We start from the raw sequence: 21,939 nt of genomic DNA, 5'->3' as shown, positions 1-21,939 counted from the left end.
TTTTGAAAGCGTTTTTACAAAAGTGGGAGGGATGCTTCAAATGAAAAATAGAAGATTGCTTCAATTTAGTTTATTTTTAGGTGTACTGTATGGGATTTTCTTATCAGTTTCTATTGATGCTTGTACGACGATTTTAGTAGGAAAAAATGCTTCAGTAGATGGTTCAACGATGATTGCTAGAAATGAAGATCTGAACACGGCTTGGTCAAAATACTTTGTTGTCAGAAAAGAAAATACGAATCCTTCACATTTTGTATCAAAAGGGAATGGATTTACCCTTGATCTTCCGAAAGAACAGCTGAAGTACACAGCGACCCCAGAATGGGATACGTCAGAAGGATTATTTGAAGAAGATGGTATCAATAGCAAGAACGTTGCAATGAGCGCTACTGAATCAGCTACGACAAAGGAAGAGATATTGAAAAAAGATCCATATACCGCGCATGGTATCGCAGAAGACTCTATGTTGACCGTGACCCTTCCTTATATTGATTCAGCAAGAGCAGGGGTAGAACGATTAGGAAAAATCGTTGCTAAGCAAGGAGCTGCGGAGACAAATGGTGTGATTTTCTCTGATAAAAATGAAATCTGGTATATGGAGATACTTAGTGGTCATCAGTGGGCAGCTGTCAAAGTTCCAGATGACTGTTATGCAGTTATTCCTAATATGTTGTCAATTGATTCATTTGATTTGAAGGACAAAGATTCTTATCTTTGTTCAGCAGATTTAGAATCTTTTTTAGAAAAGAAACAACTGATAAATACGAAACGGGATATTTCTTTAAGAGACATATTTGCAGATAAGTCAAAGGATGAAAAATACAATCTTCCTAGGATATGGGATGCACAGAGAAAACTGACACCTTCAAAGAAACAAAAAATAACAGATCGTTCATTTGAGATGTTTGTCAAACCAGATAAACCTATTTCAATTGCAGAAACAGCTTATATCATGACATTACACTTTAATGGTACTGAATATGATACCATCGAAGGGACAAAGCCGGATAAGTATCGTCCAATCTCTGTGCCGAATACGATGGAATCTCATATTCTACAGATAAGAAACAATGTACCAGAAGAAATCAGTGGTATCCATTGGTTAGCGTTGGGGATTCCTGATACAAGCAATTATATACCATTTTATAGCAATATAAGCGAGACACCTGAAGCTTATCAAAAAGGAACAGATATGCCAGATGATATTTCCGCTTACTGGACATATCGGTTGACGAACATCTTGACGAAGCCATACTATAGTGATTTTAAGAAAAATATTACTTTACCAACTCGCCAAAAAGTTCGAGACCATCTATCGAAAGAGTTAGCAAGTACAGACCAACAAGCAAGAGAATTAATAGTAAATCATCCCGAAAAATTAACGGATTATTTGAATCAAAAAACACAAAGTTTTGCTGATTATGCTATAGATGCTTATCAGAAAATGAACCAGGAGCTGATTGTAAAGATGTCAGAAAAGACAGCTACACATCATGACAAAGATCTATAACATGTGGCTCAGCGTTTTTAGCTAATAAAAAGCCTGCTTTTCAGCGTAGTAGATGATCGTTAGACATCTAAACATTGCTGCAAGCAGGCCTTATTTAATTGCTTTTCGGAATGGTAACGGTGAAAGTCGAACCTGTTCCAAGATGACTGTCTACAGTAATTGTACCATGAAGGAGTTGCACGTAGTCTTTTACAATCGCTAACCCTAGTCCGGTCCCGCCTGAATGTCGGCTTCGTGCCTTGTCTACGCGGTAAAAACGCTCAAAGATCCGTTCCTGATCCTCAATGTCGATACCTATACCAAAATCTTGGACAGAAAACGATAATTCATCTGTTGCCTGATAACGGATAATGATCTCGCTGTCGTTTTTTGAGTATTGGACAGCATTTTCAATCAGATTTTTGAGGATTGGATAAAGGATATCTGTTTTAGTAGTAAATGGTTCGTTCTTTCCAATCAATCGAATCGTCAACCGTTTCTTTTCGATGATTGGCTGATAATTTTGAACGATTTGCTGGAAATAAGGTTCTGTATAAATCGTCTGGATCTCGTAAGAATTTTCACCGTCTTTTGACAGCTGGATGATTTCCCGAATCAATTTATCTAACCGAATCGCATCTTTTTGCATGATCTCAAGAAAAGAAGTCAGAGTTTGTGGGTCATCTTTTGCACCGTCCAGTAAAGTCTCGGTAAAACCAATCAGTGAAGTCACAGGAGTTTTTAATTCGTGGGAGACGTTGCCCACGAAATCCTTTTGTAGCTTTTCTAAACGTCGCACTTTCGTTAAGTCATACGCCACCCCTAGAATCTGTCCGGTACCTTCTGAATTAGTAAAGTAGCGCAAACTCAAGTCTAATGTCTGTCGTCCTTCAGCGATGGTGATCTCCTGATGGATCAGCGGATGCTCAGGAGTCACTTGGTGAATCAGCTGAATGAGTTTTGGCTCTTGGATGACTTCTGTGTATCGTTGTTCAGGTTCATAGCTTGTCACGTTTAAATGCAACTGCATCTTTGGATTAAGCAGTAGTAAACGAGAATCAGCATCATCAATCAGGAATACGCCTATCATCAGTTCATTTAATAATGTGTACAATTGTTCTTCTGTTGTAGTATACGCTCGATACATCTTACTCATTTGTTCGCTCAGCTCATTGATTGTTTGATACAATTCCTCCCATTGGTCAGGTGTCTGCATGATTACTTCTGCTTGGTTTGGATTTTGTACCATTTTTCTAAGAACAGGCAGGACAGTTTTCAAAGGCTGATTTTTTTGGTAGATCAGGTAATAAATCATTCCTGCAAGAACAAGGAAGAAAGACAGAAAGAAGAAAAAGACCCAACGGCGAAAGCTCTCCGTTCTCGGTAAAAATCCGCTTGTCGGTTCTGCGATACGTAAAATGGCTTCTAACTGGCCTCCTTTTTTGACTGGTAATGCGACGTATAAAAGATCCTCATTCAAAGTAGTACTTTTGCGCAAAGCGCTACCTAGGTTCCCACCATTCAATACAGCTTTTATTTCTGGACGAGAACTTCGCCGTTCATTCAATGTTTCATTGTTTGTGTCAAATAAGATTTTTCCAGTAGCATCCATTAAAGTGATCCGTTCGTTCGACTGATGGACGAATTCTTCCAAAGCAGTTTTGTTTTGCGCTGCTTGGAGGTTTTCGACATCTAATTGCCGGATCAGTAGTTGTGCTTTTTTTGTCAGGTAGCTTTCTTGCTGTTCGACGATCTGTTGTTGGAAATAATGGGAGATCAATTGCCAACCACCAAAAAACAAACTAATTAAAAGAATAAGAAAGAAGAGACGCTCATAAATTTTTTTCCATTTCATCGTTTTGGTTCCTGAAACTTATAGCCAAATCCTCTAACAGTCACCAAGTACTTTGGATGTTTTGGATCTCGCTCGATTTTTTCTCGCAAATGACTAACGTGTACATCTACGATACGGCTTTGTCCTGCGAAGTCAAAATTCCAAATGCGGTCTAGCAATGTGTCGCGATCGATCACACGGTCTTTTCGTTTCATGAAATAAACGAGTAATTCAAATTCTTTCGGTGTGAGTTCAATCAGATGATCGTCTACGGTGACTTGATAATTGGTCAAATCAGCAGTGATTTGTCCAATCGATAGATATTCAGGCTCAGCTTCATCTTTTGATTGCTTACGAGGTTCGATCCGTCTGAATATGGCTTTCATACGTGCTAATACTTCACGTGGACTAAATGGTTTGGTCAAATAGTCATCAGCACCTATCTCCAGACCAATGATTCGATCCACCTGATCATCTTTAGCCGTCAGCATTAAAATCGGTGTTTCATTTTTTTCTTGACGCAGCCGCTGAGTGATCTCCATGCCATCCATCGTTGGAAGCATCACATCTAAAATGATGAAATCAAATGATTGTTCTAATGCTAATTCTAATCCTTCGCCTCCATCTGCGGCACTGGTTACCTTATAGCCTTCTTTTTCCAAATTGAACGTCAAGAGCGTCACAATAGAAGGTTCATCATCAACAACTAGTATTTTTTTCATTCAAATCTCCTTTAAATAGGTTTCATTCTGTTTATATTTTAGCATAGAATCAGTACAAGGGGCTATTTTACAGAAGAAATAAATGGTATAATAGGAAGGCACTTTGCTGAATAGAAAGGAAGAGCAGTCAATGATTGGAATCAGTGCATGTTTAGGCGGTCTGGCCTGTCGCTATGATGGACAGAAAAAAGAAGTACCAGAATTGATGGAACTAGTTGAAACTGGCGAAGCCGTCATGGTCTGTCCAGAAGTAATCGGCGGATTGTCAATTCCTAGAGATCCTGCTGAAATCATTGGTGGAAATGGGTTCGATGTGTGGAAAGATCAAGCAAAAGTATGGACGACAAGCGGCGAAGATGTAACGGAAGCGTACAAAAACGGCGCGATCAAAGCCTATCAAAAATTGCAGGAAAAGCACATTGATCTAGTCATCGTGAAGGAAAAAAGCCCTTCATGCGGGACCCATTCGATTTATGATGGAAGCTTTTCCGGAATAACAAAAAATGGCGCCGGAGTGGCCACTGCTTATTTTATTCAGCAAAAAATGACTGTGCTCTCTGATGAAGAATGGCTGAAAACTAGAGGTGAGCAGAATGGAAATCGAAAAGACCAATCGAATGAACGCGCTCTTTGAATTTTATTCAACCTTATTGACAGAAAAACAAATGAACTACATGGAGTTATATTATGCAGATGATTTTTCATTAGGCGAGATCGCGGAAGAATACGAAGTAAGTCGTCAAGCAGTATATGATAATATCAAGCGGACAAGCAAGATCTTGGAGGATTATGAAAAAAAACTCCATCTCTTCTCTGATTATATTGTCCGAGAACAGATATTGGAAAAGATGACCGCATATATTACTGATAAGTATCCGGAAGATAAAAAACTGCTTGAATATGTACAGCAAATTCAAGCAATCGAAGAATAAATAAAAGGAATGAAGAAAATATGGCATTTGAAAGCTTAACTGAACGTCTCCAGCAGGCGATGGGAAAACTAAGAAAAAAAGGAAAAGTATCAGAAGCTGACGTAAAAGAAATGATGCGGGAAATCCGCCTTGCCTTACTAGAAGCCGATGTTAACTTGCAAGTAGTCAAAGACTTTACTAAACGCGTACGCGAACGTGCGGTAGGGGCAGAAGTGCTGGAAAGTTTATCACCAGCACAACAAATCGTAAAAATCGTTGATGAAGAATTAACAATCACACTTGGTTCTGAAACAGCAGAGTTAAATAAATCACCAAAAATACCAACTGTTATCATGATGGCTGGTCTACAAGGGGCAGGTAAAACAACTTTTACCGGTAAATTAGCGAATTATTTAAAGAAAAATGAAAATGCTCGTCCGCTCCTAATCGCAGGGGACGTATATCGGCCAGCAGCGATCGACCAATTGAAAGTATTAGGTCAACAGCTAGATGTTCCTGTATTTGATATGGGAACAGAAGTCAGCCCAGTAGAAATCGTTCGTCAAGGAATGGAGCTAGCAAGAGAAAAGAAAAACGACTATGTATTGATCGATACGGCAGGACGTCTACACATCGATGAAACATTGATGGATGAGTTGAAACAAATCAAAGAATTAACTCAACCAAATGAGATCTTGCTGGTTGTCGATGCCATGACTGGTCAAGATGCCGTCAATGTAGCTGACAGCTTCAATCAGCAATTAGGGATTACTGGAGTAGTCATCACTAAACTTGATGGGGATACTCGAGGCGGGGCAGCATTATCGATCCGCTCAGTGACAGGCGCACCAATCAAATTCATCGGTTCTGGTGAAAAATTGACTGACTTAGAAGTATTCCACCCAGATCGTATGGCTAGCCGTATCCTTGGTATGGGGGACATGCTGACACTGATTGAAAAAGCGCAGCAAGACTATGATGAGAAAAAAGCGGAAGAACTTGCACAGAAGATGCGGGAAAACTCATTTGATTTCAATGACTTTATTGAACAACTCGATCAAGTGATGGGGATGGGCCCACTGGAAGATCTAATCAAAATGATCCCAGGAATGAATCAAGTCCCTGGAATCGAAAACGTCAAGGTAGATCCAAAAGATGTTGAACGCAAAAAAGCGATGGTTTATTCTATGACACCAGCAGAAAGAGCAAATCCTGATCTGTTGAATCCAAGCCGTCGTCGCCGAATTGCTGCTGGTTCTGGAAACAGTGTGGTTGAAGTAAACCGAATGATCAAGCAATTCAAGGAATCAAGAAAAATGATGCAACAAATGTCCAAAGGGGATATGAACATCCCAGGTATGGACCAAATGTTTGGATCAGGCGTCAAAGGGAAACTAGGCAAAATGGCGATGAATCGAATGATCAAGAAAAATAAGAAGAAAAAGAAAAAACGGAAATAAGATAAAAAAAACAGCTTCGGTACAGACTGAAAATGTCTATTGCCGGAGCTTTTCTATCAGCAATTTTTATTCTTTACTGATACAATTACTCTAAACAAAGAGGTGGCACAAATGAAATGTCCGTGGAGTGAACAGACAGAAAATATGCAGCAATATCATGATACTGTCTGGGGTGTTCCTGAATATGATGACCAAAAGCTGTTCCGAAAATTGATGCTCGACATCAATCAGGCAGGATTGAGTTGGCAGACGATTTTAAATAAAAGTGAAGCATTCGATAAAGCATATGATCAATTCGATATCCAAAAAGTCGCAAATTATGGAGAAACAAAAATGAGCGAACTAATGGAAAACAAAGGAATTATTCGGAATCGCAGAAAAATCGAAGCTGCTGTCCAAAACGCTAAAGCAGTCTTGAAGATTCAAGAAGAATTCGGCAGTTTTTCTGAGTATCTTTGGTCGTTTTCTAATGGAAAAATCGTTGATTCTTCTTATCATTCACAAGAAGAAGTCCCGACAACAAGTCCTCTTTCAAATGAATTAGCAAAGGATCTAAAGAAAAGAGGATTTAAGTTTATCGGAAGTACAACAATCTATGCTTTTTTAGAAGCAGTCGGGATCATCAATGATCACCTTGACAGTTGTTTCCGCAAAGAAGAGGTCGTACGTATCGGCAAAAAATAAAGAAAGGACGAATAAAGCATGCGAAAAATCATATTTTATGGCGCTGTAAGTTTAGATGGTTATTTGGCAACGAAAACGGATGATCTTCAATGGCTTTTTGACACTCCGACAGGTGAGCAAACCACTTATGAAGCTTTTTATGAAACAATCGATACGACCATCATGGGCAGGAAAACTTATCAGGAAGCAAAAAAATATTTGGAAACCGAAGCAATTTATCCAGAGAAAAAGAATTTCGTTTTTTCAACCAATGCACAATTACAATTGCCAGATGCTGAGGTCGTACACGAAGAGCCTGTTGCTTTTCTAAAAAATCTACAAATGACAGAAGGAAAAGATATCTGGGTTGTGGGTGGAGGTCGATTGATCAAACCGTTAGTAGAACATCAAATGATTGATGAATGGTATATCCAGATTGCCCCTGTATTATTAGGGGACGGAATCCCTTTATTCCAAAAAGGAACCTATGAAGCACGTTTTGAATTGCTAGATACGACACGATTCGGTGAATTTATCGAATTGCATTATATACGAAAGTAGAAACAAAAAAAACAAAAAAGACAACTATATGCAGAAGTGTCCTGTACATAGTTGCCTTTTTATTACTGTTCTAATTTTATTCTGCTAATTTGTTAGAAAAATCTAGATATGCATCTAAAATCGTTTGGAAGAAACTTAATGTTCCTTCAACGATATTGCCGTTTTCATCAATTAGATTCGTAACGTTTCCGATATATGCTTCCGGTTGTTGCAAGGTAGGCACATTCAAAAAGACAAGTGATTGGCGTAGATGGTGGTTTGCGCCAAAACCGCCGATCCCACCTGGTGATGCAGTAACGACTAAACCTGGTTTATGATCCCAAACACTGTGTCCATAAGGTCTTGAGCCTACATCTAAAGCATTTTTCAATACTGCTGGCACAGAGCGGTTGTATTCAGGAGTAACGAAAACGACACCGTCTAATCCACTCACTTCCTCACGAAAACGAGTCCATTCAGCAGGCGCTTTTTCTGGGGTTTCAAGATCCTCATTGTAAAATGGCAGATCATCGAATTTTACAAATACACTTTCGTACCCTTCAGGAAGCAATTTCGCAAAAGCTTCTGCTACTTTTTTGTTGTAAGAATCTTTTCTTAAACTACCAATAAAAAATCCAATTTTTTTTGTCATACGATTTTTCCTCCTTCAAACTATCTATAATAATCTTACAAAAAATAAGTAACTGGAGCAAATAAAAACACTTACTGGCAAAAGTTTCGTTTCAGTTGACAAATGATCGCGAAGTATCGTTAGTCTCCATTGCCAACCCTCTTGGAAAGTCTATATAATGAAGAAAAAGGAGGGATAAGATGGAAGAATTATCATTATCGAAAAATGTAGCAAATTTACGAAAGGAAAAAGGCGTGACCCAAGAAATTCTAGCTGAATTCATAGGTGTGACAAAAGCTTCTGTTTCCAAATGGGAGACAGGCCAAAGTATGCCTGATGTACTCATATTGCCTAAATTAGCCAGTTTTTTTGATGTGTCTGTTGATGAACTGCTCGGCTATCATCCTCAATTGACGAAAGAGCAAATCAGACACTTTTATCAGCAGTGGACTACCGCTTTTTCTGAAGAGCCCTTTGAATATGTGATGGAGGACTGTAGAAAAGCGGTCAAACAATATTACTCATGTTATCCTTTTCTTTTACAAGTAGCCGTTTTGTGGTTGAATCATTTTATGCTAACAAAGGATCTGGAGGAACAACAAGCAATTCTGTCTGAAGCAGAAGCGTTATGTACGAAAATCGTAGAAGAATCAGCAGAATTATCTCTATGCAATAATGCTTCTTTGTTAAAAGTAGCGGTCATGCTCCAGTTAGGCAAACCAGAAGAAGCTTTATCTGAAATCGAAGAAAAAGCGGACCCTTATCGTTTTGCCCAGCAAAGCGACACCTTACTTATCCAAGCGTACCGAGCCGCTGGTCAAACAAAAAAAGCGGTAAGCTATACTCAATTCAGCATGTTTTCTCATTTAATCAATCTCGTATCTTCAGCCACTCATTATCTATTGATCCAAATCATTCAATTACCGGTTATAGAAGAAACTGTCAATAGAATAGATGCTGTGATCCAAGCATTCAACCTGACGGCGGTCCATCCCAACAGTTGTGCTCAATTTTCTTATGCTGCAGCCTGTGCTTATGCGAAACATGAAAAAGAAGAACAAGTAATAAAGTGCTTAAAACAGTTTGTGGATTTGACACTTATACTTTTAAGCGAGGAAGGCAGAATCCTTCATGGTGATAGGTATTTTGATGAGATAACTGAGATATTTGAAGGAGCAGATCTTGGGGTACAGCAAATAAGAGACACGAAAATCATCAGGGAAGGGGCATTGAGTGCATTAGAAAATCCGATTTTTCAACAAATTGAAAGATCAAAAATTGAAAAACTAAAAAAACGATTGGCAGGCGAGTAATATGGGCATCAAAGAATTTCTTCCGTTTTTAATTCCTTTAATCATTGTACAGTTTGGATTACTTATTTATGTACTTCATCATATCTTTACACATTCTGCATATAAACATGGAACTCGAATGATATGGGTGATTATTGTTATTGTTGGTATGCAGTTCATCGGTCCTGTCCTTTATTTGATTTTTGGCAAGGAGGATGCGTAGTGGCTATCTTGACACTTGAAAAAGTCTCAAAGTCTTTTGGTACAAACAAATTGCTGGATGATTTATCTTTTTCTGTAGAAGAACAGACGATTTTTGGTTTCATCGGTAAAAACGGTGCTGGAAAAACGACAACTATGAAACTGATCTTAGGTCTTATCAAAAAAGACAGCGGAACGATCCGAGTGAACGGAAAAGAAGTAGAGTACGGACAAACAACGACCAATCAAGAAATCGGCTATTTAGCTGATGTACCGGTTTTTTATGATTATATGACCGCTTCTGAGTATTTGATCTTTTGCGGCGAACTCACAGGAATGCCTAAACAGCGGATAAAGGAAAAAATCAGTGAACTGTTGTCACTTGTCGGTCTGTCGAATGAAAAGAAGCGGATCAAAAAATTTTCCAGAGGGATGCGACAACGTTTAGGGATTGCTCAAGCATTGTTGAACGAGCCCAAGTTACTCATTTGCGATGAACCAACTTCTGCTCTTGATCCTGTGGGTCGAAAAGAAATATTAGATATCTTATCATCTGTGAAAGAGCAAACGACGATTTTATTTTCAACTCATATTTTATCTGATGTGGTGCGTATCTGTGACAAAGTTGCTTTTTTGGATAATGGAAAAATCGTGTTGTCTGGATCAGTGGACGAATTGAAAAAGCAAACAAATGCTAGTGGATTTGAGATCGTATTTTTTTCCAAAAAAGAGCGCGAACAATTTGAAGAGCTTTTACCTGGAGGGATGATCCGAAGTGAACTGCGTATAGCTTATCCACAAAAAAGTAAAGAAGAATTGCTTTTTGCTATGGATTTGCTAGCCAAATACCAATTGCCAGTCCAATCGGTCCAGATGGAAGAACCTACGCTAGAAAAACTCTTTTTGGAGGTCGTTCAATCATGAGACAACTCATTGCCTTCGCCAAAAAGGAGCTAAAGGAAAACTGGCGTACTGGAAAAATCATCACGCTAAGTGCGCTCACAGTGATTTTCGGTATAATGAATCCATTGCTAGCTAAATTGACTCCTTATTTAGTGCAAGCTATGTCAACAACTCTGGCAGAGTCAGGGATTTCTGTTCAGAAGATTACAGTTGATGCAACGACTTCATGGACACAATTTTATAAAAATATTCCGATGTTGCTGATTTTTTTCCTTCTTTTATTCAGTGGGATGTTGACAAGCGAATACCAAAACGGAACAATCATCAACTTGCTGACAAAAGGGATGAAGCGCTGGAAGATATTTCTGTCGAAATGGATCATGGGTATACTATTTTGGAGTGTCAGCTATTGGTGCTGTTATAGTATTACGCTAGCATACACTATTTATTATTGGGACCAGTCGATTATCACCCATCCTTTATTTATCAGTTTTACTTATTATTTTTTTGGTTGTTGGCTTTATTCATTGATTTTATTTTATTCAGCTTTTCTTTCTTCCAATTATGCGGTTCTGTTGGCTAGTGGGGGAACGGTCATTCTGAGTTATGGTGCTGGGTTGTTCTATAAAGTAGCAGAATATGTACCGACTTATTTGATTTCTTCCTCAAATTTTCTTGCGAAAGAAATCCACCTTGCAGATTATACTCGGTCATTAGCAGTGACATGTTGTTCTATCGTCATATCCATCGTAGCTGGGTGGCTTGTTTTTAACAAAAAAGAAGTCTAAAATCTGCTATTTCCTAAAAAAAATCGAATTTAATCAAGCTGTAAAGAAAAAAAGCTTTACAGGGTAAAAAAAAACTGTTACACTACATCTTGTGAATAAAACAATGGAGGTGGAAATAAATAATGGCAGTTAAAATCCGTTTAAAACGTATGGGTTCTAAAAAGAGTCCTTTTTACCGTATCGTCGTAGCTGATTCACGTTCTCCTCGTGATGGACGTTTCATCGAAACTGTAGGTACTTACAATCCTTTGAAAGACCCTGCAGAAGTAGTTTTAAAAGAAGACTTAGTTCTTGACTGGTTATCAAAAGGTGCACAACCTTCTGACACTGTACGTAACATCCTTTCAAAAGAAGGCGTTATGCAAAAACACCACGAAGCTAAATTCTCAAAGAAATAAGGTGACCGGATATGAAAGATTTAAGCGACTTAGTCTTAACAATCGTTCGTCCGCTAGTCACTTATCCTGATCAAGTCAAGTTAGAGGTCGTAGAGTCGAAAGATTTTTACGAGTACAACCTAACAGTGGCACCTGAAGATATTGGCCGTATCATCGGAAAACAAGGGCGTGTGGCCAAAGCAATCCGCACGATCGTTTACGGTGTTCGGATCAATGCACCAAAAAAAGTGCGTTTGAATATCATCGATGATAAGGAAAAGTAAATAAACGTGCTGTACTCGAATTTCCGAGTACAGCTTTTTTGTTTTTTTATTAATTGAAGAAATGATTATTTGGCAAAAGAAGTAAGAAAGCGTATCCTTATAATAGGAGGGAGTGAACAGATAATGAGAAATACTATGTTATTTATTCCGTTTGTCTTATTGTTAAGCGCCTGCAGTTTGATTACTGAAAGATCAGACAATACGCAACCATCAAGCAGTACATCTGAAACTGTTGCAAGTACAGAAAAAAGTAATACTAAAACGGCTTCATCTACTGAACAAACAAGGACTACCTCAAATAATGAGGAAAAGCCTGCTTTAAACCAATTGAAAGAACAACAACCAAACGTGCCCATGCCTTTAGATGTACCGATTTCTTCTGGCTATCTCAATGTCGCAGCGGCACAAACAAAGCAAGGCTATTCTATTTTATATTACGGATCAGATCGTCCCCTCAGGTTGAATGCTGACGAATTGAATCAAGAAACGCCTATTGCAACTTATCTCTATCAATATGGATTTGCTTCTAGTCAAGAAACGATCCAAGTCTTGCAGCCATTTGAGATCGATACAAATGGGCAGCAAATGGATTTAGGTCATCAAATCACGGGGTATCAGCAAGGAGCAGCAGGTTCAAGCTACCTTGAATGGCAAGAAGGAAATTGGCGTATTCGGATCCGTGGGAATAATATAGATGGTCAAGAACCCTTGCCGTTAGCTAAAGAAATCGTAGCCTATTTGGAAGAAAACAGGCTGCCAGTACCTGAACAATTTGGTAAGATAACTATTGATATGGGAGATACGACGAATCGAGCCGTAGAAGTAAGTTGGCAAGAACCGAAAAATGTCTATACGATCACTCGTCAAGACCCTATAGCTGCATTGAAGATGGCAGTTTCTATGAAGAAGCCATGACAGAAGTGCTCAGCTCCAAGAAATAAGAAGTCATCAAAAACAGTACGCCACAGTTTTGCATAAATTTGGCTTAATACCCTAAAAGAAAACTAGAATTGCCTCTCCGCACATGCTAAAATAAAACAGACAAAAAAGAAATGGGGATATAAGTTGACTGAATACTTGAATGTAGGAAAAATCGTAAACACACAAGGTATCAAAGGTGAAGTCCGTGTGATCTCAACAACGGATTTCCCAGAAGAACGTTACAAAAAAGGGACGGTGCTGACATTATTCCAAGATGGAAAAGCACCTGTGGAATTAACAGTCAAAAGTCATCGCAAACATAAAAATTTTGACTTATTGAGTTTTGAAGGACATCCTTCTATCAATGATGTGGAAAAATATCGGGATGGCATATTGAAAGTGTCAAAAGACAACTCTGTAGATCTAGCTGAAAATGAATTCTATTACCACGAGATCATCGGTCTGCGTGTGGTGGAAGAAGATGGAACGGAACTAGGTAAAGTAAAAGAAATCTTGTCACCAGGTGCCAATGATGTTTGGGTCGTTCAACGTCCGAAAAAAGCTGATATCTTGCTTCCATATATCGCTTCTGTCGTCAAAGAAGTCGATTTAGAAGCTGGAGTGGTCCGTGTAGAAATCCCAGAAGGACTGATTGACGATGAAGATTGATGTATTGACTTTATTTCCAAGAATGTTTGAAGGCCCTATGGGAGAATCCATCATCGGCAAGGCTGTAGATAAAGGATTATTAGACATCAATATCTCTAACTTCCGTGATTATTCAGATAACAAACATCAGACAGTAGATGATTATCCATATGGCGGAGGAGCAGGTATGCTGCTCAAAGTCCAGCCCATCTATGATAACATCCAAGCAATCGAACAAGCTGCACCGGATGTCCAAAAAAGAGTAATTCTTCTTGACCCAGCTGGTAAACGATTCGATCAAAAAATGGCAGAAGAATTTTCACAGGAAGAACATCTGGTATTCATTTGTGGTCATTATGAGGGATATGATGAACGTATCCGCACATTAGTGACAGATGAAGTTTCCTTAGGGGATTATGTCCTTACTGGGGGAGAATTAGGTGCGATGGTCATGATCGATGCAACAGTTCGGCTGTTGCCAGATGTGTTAGGCAATCAGACTTCTGCCCAAACTGATTCTTATTCAACTGGTCTATTAGAACATCCCCAATATACTCGTCCAGCAGAATATAAAGGGATGAAAGTACCAGAAGTATTGACAAATGGAAATCATAAATTGATTGAAGAATGGCAATTAAAAGAGTCGCTAAGAAGAACCTATCAACGCCGACCTGATCTCTTGGAAACACTTGAATGGACACCTCAAATGACGAAATTTTTAGAAGAGATCAAGAAAGAAGAACAAGAAAAAACAGCAGATGTAACCAAGTAAATTTTTCTAAAATCTTCTTTACAGTAGATTGATAGTATGTTAGTATTTTATGGTGAGTGTACAAGCACTTAACTATTACGATATTCCGCTGTGAGAAAAGCTCATAAGAATATTTGGAATAAGGAGAAGAAAACCATGAATCCATTAATCGAAGAATTAACAAAAGACCAATTACGTTCTGACATCCCAGCGTTCCGCCCTGGTGACACTGTGCGTGTTCACGCAAAAGTTGTCGAAGGTACTCGTGAACGTATCCAGTTATTTGAAGGTGTTGTTATCAAACGCCGCGGTGCTGGAATCAGCGAAACTTATACAGTACGTAAAGTTTCTAACGGAGTGGGCGTTGAGCGTACATTCCCATTGCACACACCACGTGTTGCAAAAATCGAAGTAGTTCGCTACGGTAAAGTACGTCGTGCAAAATTGTACTACCTACGTGCATTACACGGAAAAGCTGCTCGTATCAAAGAAATTAGAAGATAAACACGGAAAACTTCCTTGGAAATCTGAAATTTGTGAAAAGTCCTTGTATATCAAGGGCTTTTTCTTTTTTCTCTATCACAGTTTCAAGCCATTTTTGGCTGGTTTGGTTCATTTTTCACCCATATTCCCCTAAATTATCCTAGATTGTCCGATATTGACTATCAGTGTCGTCAAAATAGGGCAAAATTTAGTAGTCAGCTTGACGACAAATATAATACGAAAAATACCAAAACATTTACCGAATTTAGCAACTTTTGAACCCGAGTTACTAAAAAGGCTGACTTTTTTCAAAAAAGACAAAACATGTACTTTTCTACTAAAAAGTTGATGTGATAGGTTTCTATCTAAACAATTCTTAGGAGTTTTTATCGTGAAGCAAGATGATGGACGAATCGTATGGAAAAATTTGAGTGACCTCAAGCTAATTTTGCTAATCAATCAATTCATCGAAAAACACGGAATAAAATCTAGTCGTCAGTACCAGAAAAAATTATCAGAGAATCCAAATTCTGCACCAAGTATGTGGTTTATTAATCAAAAATATGGATCATGGGAAAATTTATTGGTTAGTATTGGTCTGGAGAATACAGAATATGGGAAATGGTCAAAAATATCAGAAAAAAATTATTGGAAATAGTAGAGTCCTTTATTGTGGCTGAGAAAATAACTTCTCAGCGTAAATATGAACAAAAATCAGTGGGAAAAGATGTTCCTTCATTAAGTACATTGAAAAAGAGGTTTGGAGATGTAAAACCTCTATTCAGAAAGAAAATAGAGAAACCTTCACTTACTGATTTTGAACTGATGCTTGAACTAAGAAATGAAATAATCCGACTAAAATTACAGGATGATTTATCAATGACAAAATTTCGGAAACTTGTCCAATCCTCGAAACTTCCGTCAGTTGATACAATTATGAAAAGAACAAATAAAAATTGGGAGGAATTGATGGCAGAAATAGGATTTGATTATCGAAGAATCAAAATCTATAAACAAAGAAATAACTTATCTCAAACAAAGAAAACTAAATAGTAATACGAGAGATTAGACGTTCAAAACTAAAAATTTGAACGTCTTTTTTTATTTCTCAAAAACGAAAGGAGATTTTATTTTATGAAAAAGCCGAGATTTAAAAATTGGCGATTATTTGCGACTTTAGCTCTGTTGAGTCAAACAATTGGCGGAGCAATTGCTCCTACGGTTGCTTTGGCCGATGAAATTACTCATCCGCAAACAGTGACTGTGCATAGTGATCAGTCTCATCTTTATTCTGTTGAGGGAACTTTTAATGATGGTCGAACATTGTCTGAGGTAACGGTCCCTCACTATGCTATCTATAATGGGGAGAAACAAGATATTTTCTGTATTGAACCAGGAGTTCCAATTTATAATGAATTCACTCCAGGGTATGAGAAAAATCCATTGCCTGATATGTCGGAGAAAGCGAAATTAGTTTCAGTGTTATGGAAAAATGCCGGTACAGACATTGATACACAAATGGTTGCTCAAAAGATGATTTGGCAAGAAGTGAATGGCTATACTCTTCACTCAATCAAACGATCAGATGGTAGTGCCGTAAATATCGCAGCCATTGAAGCAAAAATTAATCAAGCTATCGCCGATTATCAGAAGAAACCAAGCTTCCATAATAGCACAGCTAAAACTGTGTTAGGTCAATCGACTACTGTAACGGATACTAATAATTTGAACTTATCAGAGTTCGATGAAGTTGTGGAAAATACTGCAAATATTGATTATCGTGTCAACGGCAATCAATTGGTAATCACCCCAAATGCCAATTCTAATGAAAATGGTGTGCTGACGCTTAAGAAATCTGCTGGAACGGGGACACCGGTAGCTTACAAAATGGCTGGCCAACAAACTTTAATGGCCGGGGCAATTGATAAACCGAATACTTACACGATCAAAATTGATGTGGAAACTAAGGGTTCTTTAAAGATTAAAAAAGTCGATAAAGAATCAGGTGAAGTTGTACCAGGAACGGTTTTCCATTTAGACTTTGGAAAAACTTTACCTGCAAAAGACGTGACTACCGATAAAGAAGGCATTGCGACATTGGATGGGATTACTCATGGTACAAAGGTAACCATTACTGAAAAATCGGTGCCAGCGCCTTATACGATTGATACCACACCCATGACTGCCACGATTAAAGCAGGCGAAACCATTTCCGTGACTTCAAAAAATACGCGAGAAAAAGGTCAAATTCTGTTGGATAAAACCGGAGTTGAAACAGGGACTGACCTTTGGAATGACAATTACTCCTTAGCGGGAAATACGTTTGCGATTCGCAAAGATAGTCCAACCGGTGAAATTGTTCAAGAAATGACCACGGATGAAAAAGGCCATGCGGAAACACCAAAAGAGATTGCCAATGCGTTGGAATTGGGAACTTACTACGTGACCGAAACCAAAGCATCTAATGGTTTCGTGAATACTTTCAAACCCGTAAAAGTTGAATTGAAGTATGCCAATCAGACGGTGGACCTTGTGACCAGTAACATAAAAGGGCAAAATCAAGAAATCACTGGTGAAACCACTTTGACAAAAGAAGACAAAGATGCCGGTAATGAAACCCAAGGGAAAGCGGAGTTTAAAGGAGCTGAATATACTCTCTTTACTGCAAAAGATGGTCAAGCTGTTAAATGGGGTGAGGCTTTTAAACCAGAACTAGTGAAAGGAACGAAAGCTTCTGATGAAACAGTAACTTTGACTTTAGATGAAAAGAATCAAGTTGCGGTTAAACACTTAGCCATCAACGAGTATTACTGGCAAGAAACCAAAGCACCTGAAGGATATACTTTGGATGAAACGAAGTATCCTGTTTCCATCAAAAAGGTGGATGATAGCGAAAAAAATGCTGTGATTACCCGAGATGTTACGGCAAAAGAACAAGTGATTCGCTTTGGCTTTGATTTCTTCAAGTTCGTCGGATCAGCTACGGGAACTGCCGAAACTGGCTTCAATGATTTAACTTTTAAACTAACACCATTAGAAGGGACTAGTGAAATTACTGGAGCTGAAGATGAAGCAATCACAGCTTATAACGAGCAACTAGGTTTTGATGGCTATGGCAAGTTTGAAAATCTTCCTTATGGGGATTATTTACTTGAAGAAGTAGAAGCACCAGAAGGATTTCAAAAGATTATGCCATAAGAAATCCATTCTATTTTTAAAGAAAATAAAGAGGATTACACCAAGAGTGAGTATGTCTTTACCATTACCGAACAAGGCCAAAAACAACCAATTAAGACGGTGACCGTTCCTTACGAGAAACTGACGAACAAAGAATTCTTTGTTAGTTTGAATCGTTTAATGCTCTATGATTTGCCTGAGGAAGAAGATAGTCTAACTTCTCTTGCGACCTGGAAAGACGGAGGCAAAGAATTGACTACCCTTGATTCTACCGATCTAGTTGATAAATTGAGTTACAATCTTCATGAAATCAAAGAAGACTGGTATGTGGTAGCACAAGCCATTGATGTAGAAGCGACAAAAGCTGCTCAAGAAAAAGATGAAAAAGCCAAACCAGTGGTAATTGCCGAAACAACGGCTACCTTGGCGAACAAAGAGAAAACAGGAACTTGGGAAATTCTGCATAAATTAACCGCCGAACAAGTTTTGGATAAAACCATCGTCTTGTTCAACTATGTGTATGAAAACAAGGAAGCCTTTGAAGCTGGCGATGAGCCTGTAGCGAAGGATGCTAGTTTGACTAACCAAGCCCAAACTGTTAATTGTACGGTGGAACGCCATGTTTCCATCCAAACAAAAGCCCACCTAGAAGACGGTTCTCAGACCTTTACTCATGGTGACGTGGTGGATATGTTTGATGATGTATCCATTACTCATGATGTACTGGATGGCTCAAAAGAAGCTTTCGAAACAATTCTGTATGCACTACTACCAGATGGTACGAACAAAGAGATTTGGAAATCTGGCAAGATTGATTACGAAGTGAATGATAAAGAATTTACCAAAACCGTGCTTGCAGAAAAAGTGGATACAAGTAGATATCCAGAAGGCACAAGTTTTACCTTCAAAGAAATTAACTATGACAAAGATGGAAACATCAATGGAAAACACAATGAAGATTTGAAAGAAAAATCCCAAACCTTAACTCCCAAAAAAGTTCCGACCACACCAAGTACGCCAGAAACACCAGAAACACCAGAAACACCAACTGTTCCAAGTGGCTCTCAAGAATCTAGTTCTATAGTGAAGGCATTCCCACAAACGGGGGAGAAAAGTTCCAATGTATTACTGTTCATTGGCTTTACCTTAATCTTTTCGACGGCTGGCTATTATTTCTGGAATCGCCGAAACTAAGGTGATGTGATGAAACAACTAAATAGGAAAAACCAACGTGCGCGACCGCCTCCTAAAAAAGTGGTTGCGCTATTTTTGTATCCAAAACTAACAATGAAAAGAGGAAAAGAAGATGGAATTGAAATTTGTTGTGCCAGATATGGCCGAAACCTTTGGAAAGATAAGTTATGCCGGAGAAGGGGAAGTTTTAACAGAAGGATATGGTCGGAATACTACGGTGGCTGGCCGCAGTTATCATTTGTATTCCAGTAAACAACGAGCCGATGATATTGAAGTGGTGGTAGCTGCGGAAGCCGGCGAAAAGGATTTTGACCAAGACCAACCACTAAAAGCCGTGAATCCCCATTTGGTAGCCAAAGGCTATGAGATTGAGAATCGTGGGTTTACTGATTACGTGTTGTATGTCGATGATTTAGTGAAAGCATAGGAGGAAAAGAAGATGAGATTAACAGAAGGTATTGTCGTAGATTCAGGATTAACGTTTGGGAAGTTGCGCTTTTCTGCATTACGTCGAGAAGTATGGAAACAAAACGAGGATGGAACGGTTAGTAACGAGGTAAAAGAACGAACCTATAATTTGAAATCCTCCGCGCAAGGTCGAATGATTCAAGTTAGTATTCCGGCAAATGTGCCCCTACGCGAGTTTGCTTATGATGCAGAGGTAGAGCTGGTCAATCCAATCGTGGATACCGTTGCCAATTATGTTTTTCGAGAAGGAACCACCGTTAATTGGTTCATTAAGGCAGATGATTTAGTCTTGAAACGGCAACCGAATCAAGGAAACTCTACAAACCAAAATGAAGGAAAGAAATAGGTGAAGCGTATGGAAATTAATGTCGAACATATTTTAGATTGTCTCGATCAATATGGAAAAGGCGAGCTAACCGAGGAACAACTTACGAAAGCATTAACCTATGATGAAAAAATGTTTCTGATTATGCATCAAGGGTTACTGGATGTAGGTAACGATGCCAAAGAAGACTTTGATGTACTGGATTGGTTAGGGGAGGAAGAGTCCTTCTTTATGGTTGTCGAAGTAAATGAAAACTTATGTCGGCAGGCGAAATCTGTCTTGGAAGAAATCGGTGTGGAGATGACGGATGCCATTGAAAGCTTTTTAACACAATTGGTTGAAGCGAAACAACTTCCCATCGCAGTAAATGACTAGCATAACTTTTTGAAATTGCCCAATAAAATCCTATTGGGCAATTTTTGAATGGAGGTGGAAACCATCAAAATGTACAAAGGGCATCGCATACGCGCAGGAGATCAGCACTTGATTTATCACTTTGTTCTTGGCTGGATCATTGCTTTGTTCATCGGTTGGATGAGCGTCTTTTATTTTCATGAGCTTAGACAATTTGAGATTTCTAAGCTCTCACTTTCCACTAGTAAAATCGTTTGGTCCATGAAAGATTTAGTATGTCTGCTTGGGAGCTTTGTTTTGTCAGGAAGTATGATGTTACTTTATATTCACTTTTTTCAGGATCATTGGCGAAGTATGTGGCATCGACAAAAGCTAGCTCGGATGATCCTAGAGAACCATTGGTATGAAGTGAAACAAACTCAAAGTGAAGGTTTTTTCAAAGATTTGAATAGGAGCCGGACCAAAGAGAGTATCAGTTACTTCCCAAAAATTTATTATCAAATGAAAGATGGCTTACTTTCTATTCGCGTTCAAATCTCACTGGGAAAATATCAAGATCAGTTATTGAAGTTGGAAAAGAAACTCGAAAGTGGGCTGTATTGTGAGTTAGTAGAAAAAGAACTCAAAGATTCCTATGTGGAATATACCTTGTTATACGATATGATTGCCAATCGAATTGGGATAGATGAAGTAGTGGCAGAAAACGGAGCTTTGCGATTGATGAAAAATCAAGTATGGGCGTATGATTCTTTACCCCATATGTTAATTGCTGGTGGTACAGGCGGTGGGAAGACCTATTTCTTACTCACCATTATCCAAGCTTTATTGAAGTCGGATACCGAGCTTTTTGTTCTTGATCCTAAAAATGCGGACCTTGCCGATTTAGGTACGGTAATGCCCCATGTTTATTCCCAAAAAGAAGAGATTTCTGCATGTGTGGAAGATTTTTATGAACGTATGATGGCTCGTAGTAGGACAATGAAAGAAATGCCTAACTACAAAACAGGAGAGAACTATGCGTATCTTGGACTTCCGCCCAACTTTTTAATCTTTGATGAATACGTGGCTTATATGGAAATGTTAACAACTAAGGAGAGTGCGGTGATTTTGAATAAGCTCAAACAAATTGTCATGTTAGGTCGTCAGTCTGGTTTCTTTCTGATTTTGGCTTGTCAAAGACCGGATGCGAAATATTTAGGAGATGGGATTCGGGATCAATTCAACTTCCGGATCGCTCTAGGTCGCATGAGTGAACTAGGATATTCCATGATGTTTGGCGAAGTTGATAAAAATTTCTTCATGAAACGAATTAAAGGTCGAGGATATGTGGATACAGGAGGGAGTGTGATTAGTGAGTTTTATACGCCAATCGTTCCCAAAGGGTATAACTTTTTAGGTGTTGTTCAGGAAATAATACAAGCAGAGTTTGACTCTAAAGAGTAGGATAGCCAAATTCCTGTTCCAGCAGTTTTTTTTCGCTAATTTTCTAGAACGACAAGAATAATATCCATAATTTAAAAATT

General features: G+C 38.6%; 23 protein-coding genes and 2 pseudogenes. 22 read left to right on the top strand and 3 right to left on the bottom strand.

Annotation, left to right across the window (positions count from 1 at the left end; translation table 11 throughout):
- The first annotated feature begins 40 nt into the window (after positions 1-40).
- Positions 41-1,510 (top strand): C69 family dipeptidase, encoded by a 1,470-nt coding sequence (locus tag AB3I27_RS05915; protein WP_235042562.1) that lies wholly within the window; start codon positions 41-43, stop codon positions 1,508-1,510.
- Positions 1,511-1,604: 94 nt separating this feature from the next.
- On the opposite strand, the gene AB3I27_RS05910 is transcribed toward AB3I27_RS05915, so the two are convergent.
- Positions 1,605-3,344: an ATP-binding protein gene (locus AB3I27_RS05910; protein ID WP_002308716.1), complete on the bottom strand. Its 1,740-nt coding sequence runs from the start codon at positions 3,342-3,344 to the stop codon at positions 1,605-1,607.
- On the bottom strand, positions 3,341-4,045 hold the full coding sequence (locus AB3I27_RS05905; protein ID WP_002291606.1) for a response regulator transcription factor: 705 nt from the start codon (positions 4,043-4,045) through the stop codon (positions 3,341-3,343). The genes AB3I27_RS05910 and AB3I27_RS05905 overlap by 4 nt, the downstream gene beginning before the upstream one ends.
- Positions 4,046-4,175: 130 nt before the next feature.
- Here AB3I27_RS05905 and AB3I27_RS05900 point away from each other — a divergent pair, with 130 nt between their 5' ends.
- From AB3I27_RS05900 to AB3I27_RS05880, 5 genes are all read left to right on the top strand, one after another.
- Positions 4,176-4,679, top strand: coding sequence for a DUF523 domain-containing protein (locus tag AB3I27_RS05900; protein ID WP_002313561.1), 504 nt, complete (start codon positions 4,176-4,178; stop codon positions 4,677-4,679).
- Positions 4,639-4,977, top strand: coding sequence for a putative DNA-binding protein (locus AB3I27_RS05895; RefSeq protein WP_002291603.1), 339 nt, complete (start codon positions 4,639-4,641; stop codon positions 4,975-4,977). Before AB3I27_RS05900 ends, AB3I27_RS05895 begins: the two co-directional genes overlap by 41 nt.
- A 20-nt stretch (positions 4,978-4,997) precedes the next feature.
- Positions 4,998-6,416, top strand: a complete 1,419-nt coding sequence (ffh, locus tag AB3I27_RS05890; RefSeq protein ID WP_002291602.1) for a signal recognition particle protein — start codon at positions 4,998-5,000, stop codon at positions 6,414-6,416.
- A gap of 111 nt (positions 6,417-6,527) precedes the next feature.
- Positions 6,528-7,100, top strand: a complete 573-nt coding sequence (locus AB3I27_RS05885; RefSeq protein WP_174132244.1) for a DNA-3-methyladenine glycosylase I — start codon at positions 6,528-6,530, stop codon at positions 7,098-7,100.
- A gap of 18 nt (positions 7,101-7,118) precedes the next feature.
- Positions 7,119-7,640, top strand: coding sequence for a dihydrofolate reductase family protein (locus AB3I27_RS05880; protein ID WP_002308721.1), 522 nt, complete (start codon positions 7,119-7,121; stop codon positions 7,638-7,640).
- A gap of 76 nt (positions 7,641-7,716) precedes the next feature.
- Here AB3I27_RS05880 and AB3I27_RS05875 read toward each other — a convergent pair whose 3' ends face one another.
- The gene (locus AB3I27_RS05875; RefSeq protein WP_002308722.1) at positions 7,717-8,271 is read right to left on the bottom strand and encodes an NADPH-dependent FMN reductase; all 555 of its coding nucleotides are present in this window, start codon (positions 8,269-8,271) and stop codon (positions 7,717-7,719) included.
- Positions 8,272-8,450: 179 nt separating this feature from the next.
- On the opposite strand from AB3I27_RS05875, the gene AB3I27_RS05870 reads away from it, so the two are divergent.
- The 16 genes and pseudogenes from AB3I27_RS05870 (at position 8,451) to AB3I27_RS05795 (ending at position 21,859) form a co-directional block, all read left to right on the top strand.
- Positions 8,451-9,563, top strand: coding sequence for a helix-turn-helix domain-containing protein (locus AB3I27_RS05870; protein WP_104760182.1), 1,113 nt, complete (start codon positions 8,451-8,453; stop codon positions 9,561-9,563).
- A 1-nt stretch (position 9,564) separates the two neighbouring features.
- Positions 9,565-9,765 carry a PLDc N-terminal domain-containing protein gene (locus tag AB3I27_RS05865; RefSeq protein ID WP_002314752.1) on the top strand — a complete coding sequence of 67 codons (201 nt, stop codon included), beginning with the start codon at positions 9,565-9,567 and terminating at the stop codon, positions 9,763-9,765.
- On the top strand, positions 9,765-10,667 hold the full coding sequence (locus AB3I27_RS05860; RefSeq protein ID WP_368022931.1) for an ABC transporter ATP-binding protein: 903 nt from the start codon (positions 9,765-9,767) through the stop codon (positions 10,665-10,667). The genes AB3I27_RS05865 and AB3I27_RS05860 overlap by 1 nt, the downstream gene beginning before the upstream one ends.
- Complete coding sequence (locus AB3I27_RS05855) at positions 10,664-11,434, top strand: ABC transporter permease subunit (protein ID WP_368022930.1); 771 nt, start codon at positions 10,664-10,666, stop codon at positions 11,432-11,434. The genes AB3I27_RS05860 and AB3I27_RS05855 overlap by 4 nt, the downstream gene beginning before the upstream one ends.
- Positions 11,435-11,556: 122 nt before the next feature.
- Positions 11,557-11,832 carry a 30S ribosomal protein S16 gene (rpsP, locus tag AB3I27_RS05850; RefSeq protein ID WP_002290274.1) on the top strand — a complete coding sequence of 92 codons (276 nt, stop codon included), beginning with the start codon at positions 11,557-11,559 and terminating at the stop codon, positions 11,830-11,832.
- Positions 11,833-11,843: 11 nt separating this feature from the next.
- On the top strand, positions 11,844-12,095 hold the full coding sequence (locus AB3I27_RS05845) for a KH domain-containing protein (protein WP_002308728.1): 252 nt from the start codon (positions 11,844-11,846) through the stop codon (positions 12,093-12,095).
- A gap of 123 nt (positions 12,096-12,218) precedes the next feature.
- The gene (locus AB3I27_RS05840; protein WP_002334807.1) at positions 12,219-13,010 is read left to right on the top strand and encodes a hypothetical protein; all 792 of its coding nucleotides are present in this window, start codon (positions 12,219-12,221) and stop codon (positions 13,008-13,010) included.
- Positions 13,011-13,160: 150 nt separating this feature from the next.
- Entirely contained in the window at positions 13,161-13,685 is a 525-nt protein-coding gene (gene rimM / locus AB3I27_RS05835) for a ribosome maturation factor RimM (RefSeq protein ID WP_002308730.1), read from the top strand.
- Positions 13,675-14,436 carry a tRNA (guanosine(37)-N1)-methyltransferase TrmD gene (trmD, locus tag AB3I27_RS05830; protein WP_002308731.1) on the top strand — a complete coding sequence of 254 codons (762 nt, stop codon included), beginning with the start codon at positions 13,675-13,677 and terminating at the stop codon, positions 14,434-14,436. The genes rimM and trmD overlap by 11 nt, the downstream gene beginning before the upstream one ends.
- 135 nt (positions 14,437-14,571) lie before the next feature.
- Entirely contained in the window at positions 14,572-14,919 is a 348-nt protein-coding gene (gene rplS, locus AB3I27_RS05825; RefSeq protein WP_002290284.1) for a 50S ribosomal protein L19, read from the top strand.
- A 370-nt stretch (positions 14,920-15,289) separates the two neighbouring features.
- Positions 15,290-15,951 (top strand): annotated as a pseudogene (locus tag AB3I27_RS05820) (hypothetical protein).
- An 81-nt stretch (positions 15,952-16,032) separates the two neighbouring features.
- Positions 16,033-19,269: pseudogene (fss3, locus tag AB3I27_RS05815) on the top strand (fibrinogen-binding MSCRAMM adhesin Fss3).
- Between the two features lie 112 nt (positions 19,270-19,381).
- Positions 19,382-19,696, top strand: a complete 315-nt coding sequence (locus AB3I27_RS05810) for a YdcP family protein (RefSeq protein ID WP_104670681.1) — start codon at positions 19,382-19,384, stop codon at positions 19,694-19,696.
- Between the two features lie 12 nt (positions 19,697-19,708).
- Positions 19,709-20,083 (top strand): YdcP family protein, encoded by a 375-nt coding sequence (locus AB3I27_RS05805; RefSeq protein WP_104670682.1) that lies wholly within the window; start codon positions 19,709-19,711, stop codon positions 20,081-20,083.
- On the top strand, positions 20,084-20,437 hold the full coding sequence (locus AB3I27_RS05800) for a type II toxin-antitoxin system RelB/DinJ family antitoxin (RefSeq protein WP_104670683.1): 354 nt from the start codon (positions 20,084-20,086) through the stop codon (positions 20,435-20,437).
- Positions 20,438-20,506: 69 nt separating this feature from the next.
- The gene (locus AB3I27_RS05795) at positions 20,507-21,859 is read left to right on the top strand and encodes an FtsK/SpoIIIE domain-containing protein (protein WP_368022929.1); all 1,353 of its coding nucleotides are present in this window, start codon (positions 20,507-20,509) and stop codon (positions 21,857-21,859) included.
- Positions 21,860-21,939 lie beyond the last annotated feature (80 nt).

This window comes from Enterococcus sp. C46 (assembly GCF_040887565.1).
Taxonomy (GTDB): domain Bacteria; phylum Bacillota; class Bacilli; order Lactobacillales; family Enterococcaceae; genus Enterococcus_B; species Enterococcus_B lactis.
Note: the sequence above shows the minus strand (reverse complement) of the source record. Positions and strands in the feature narration are given on the sequence as shown.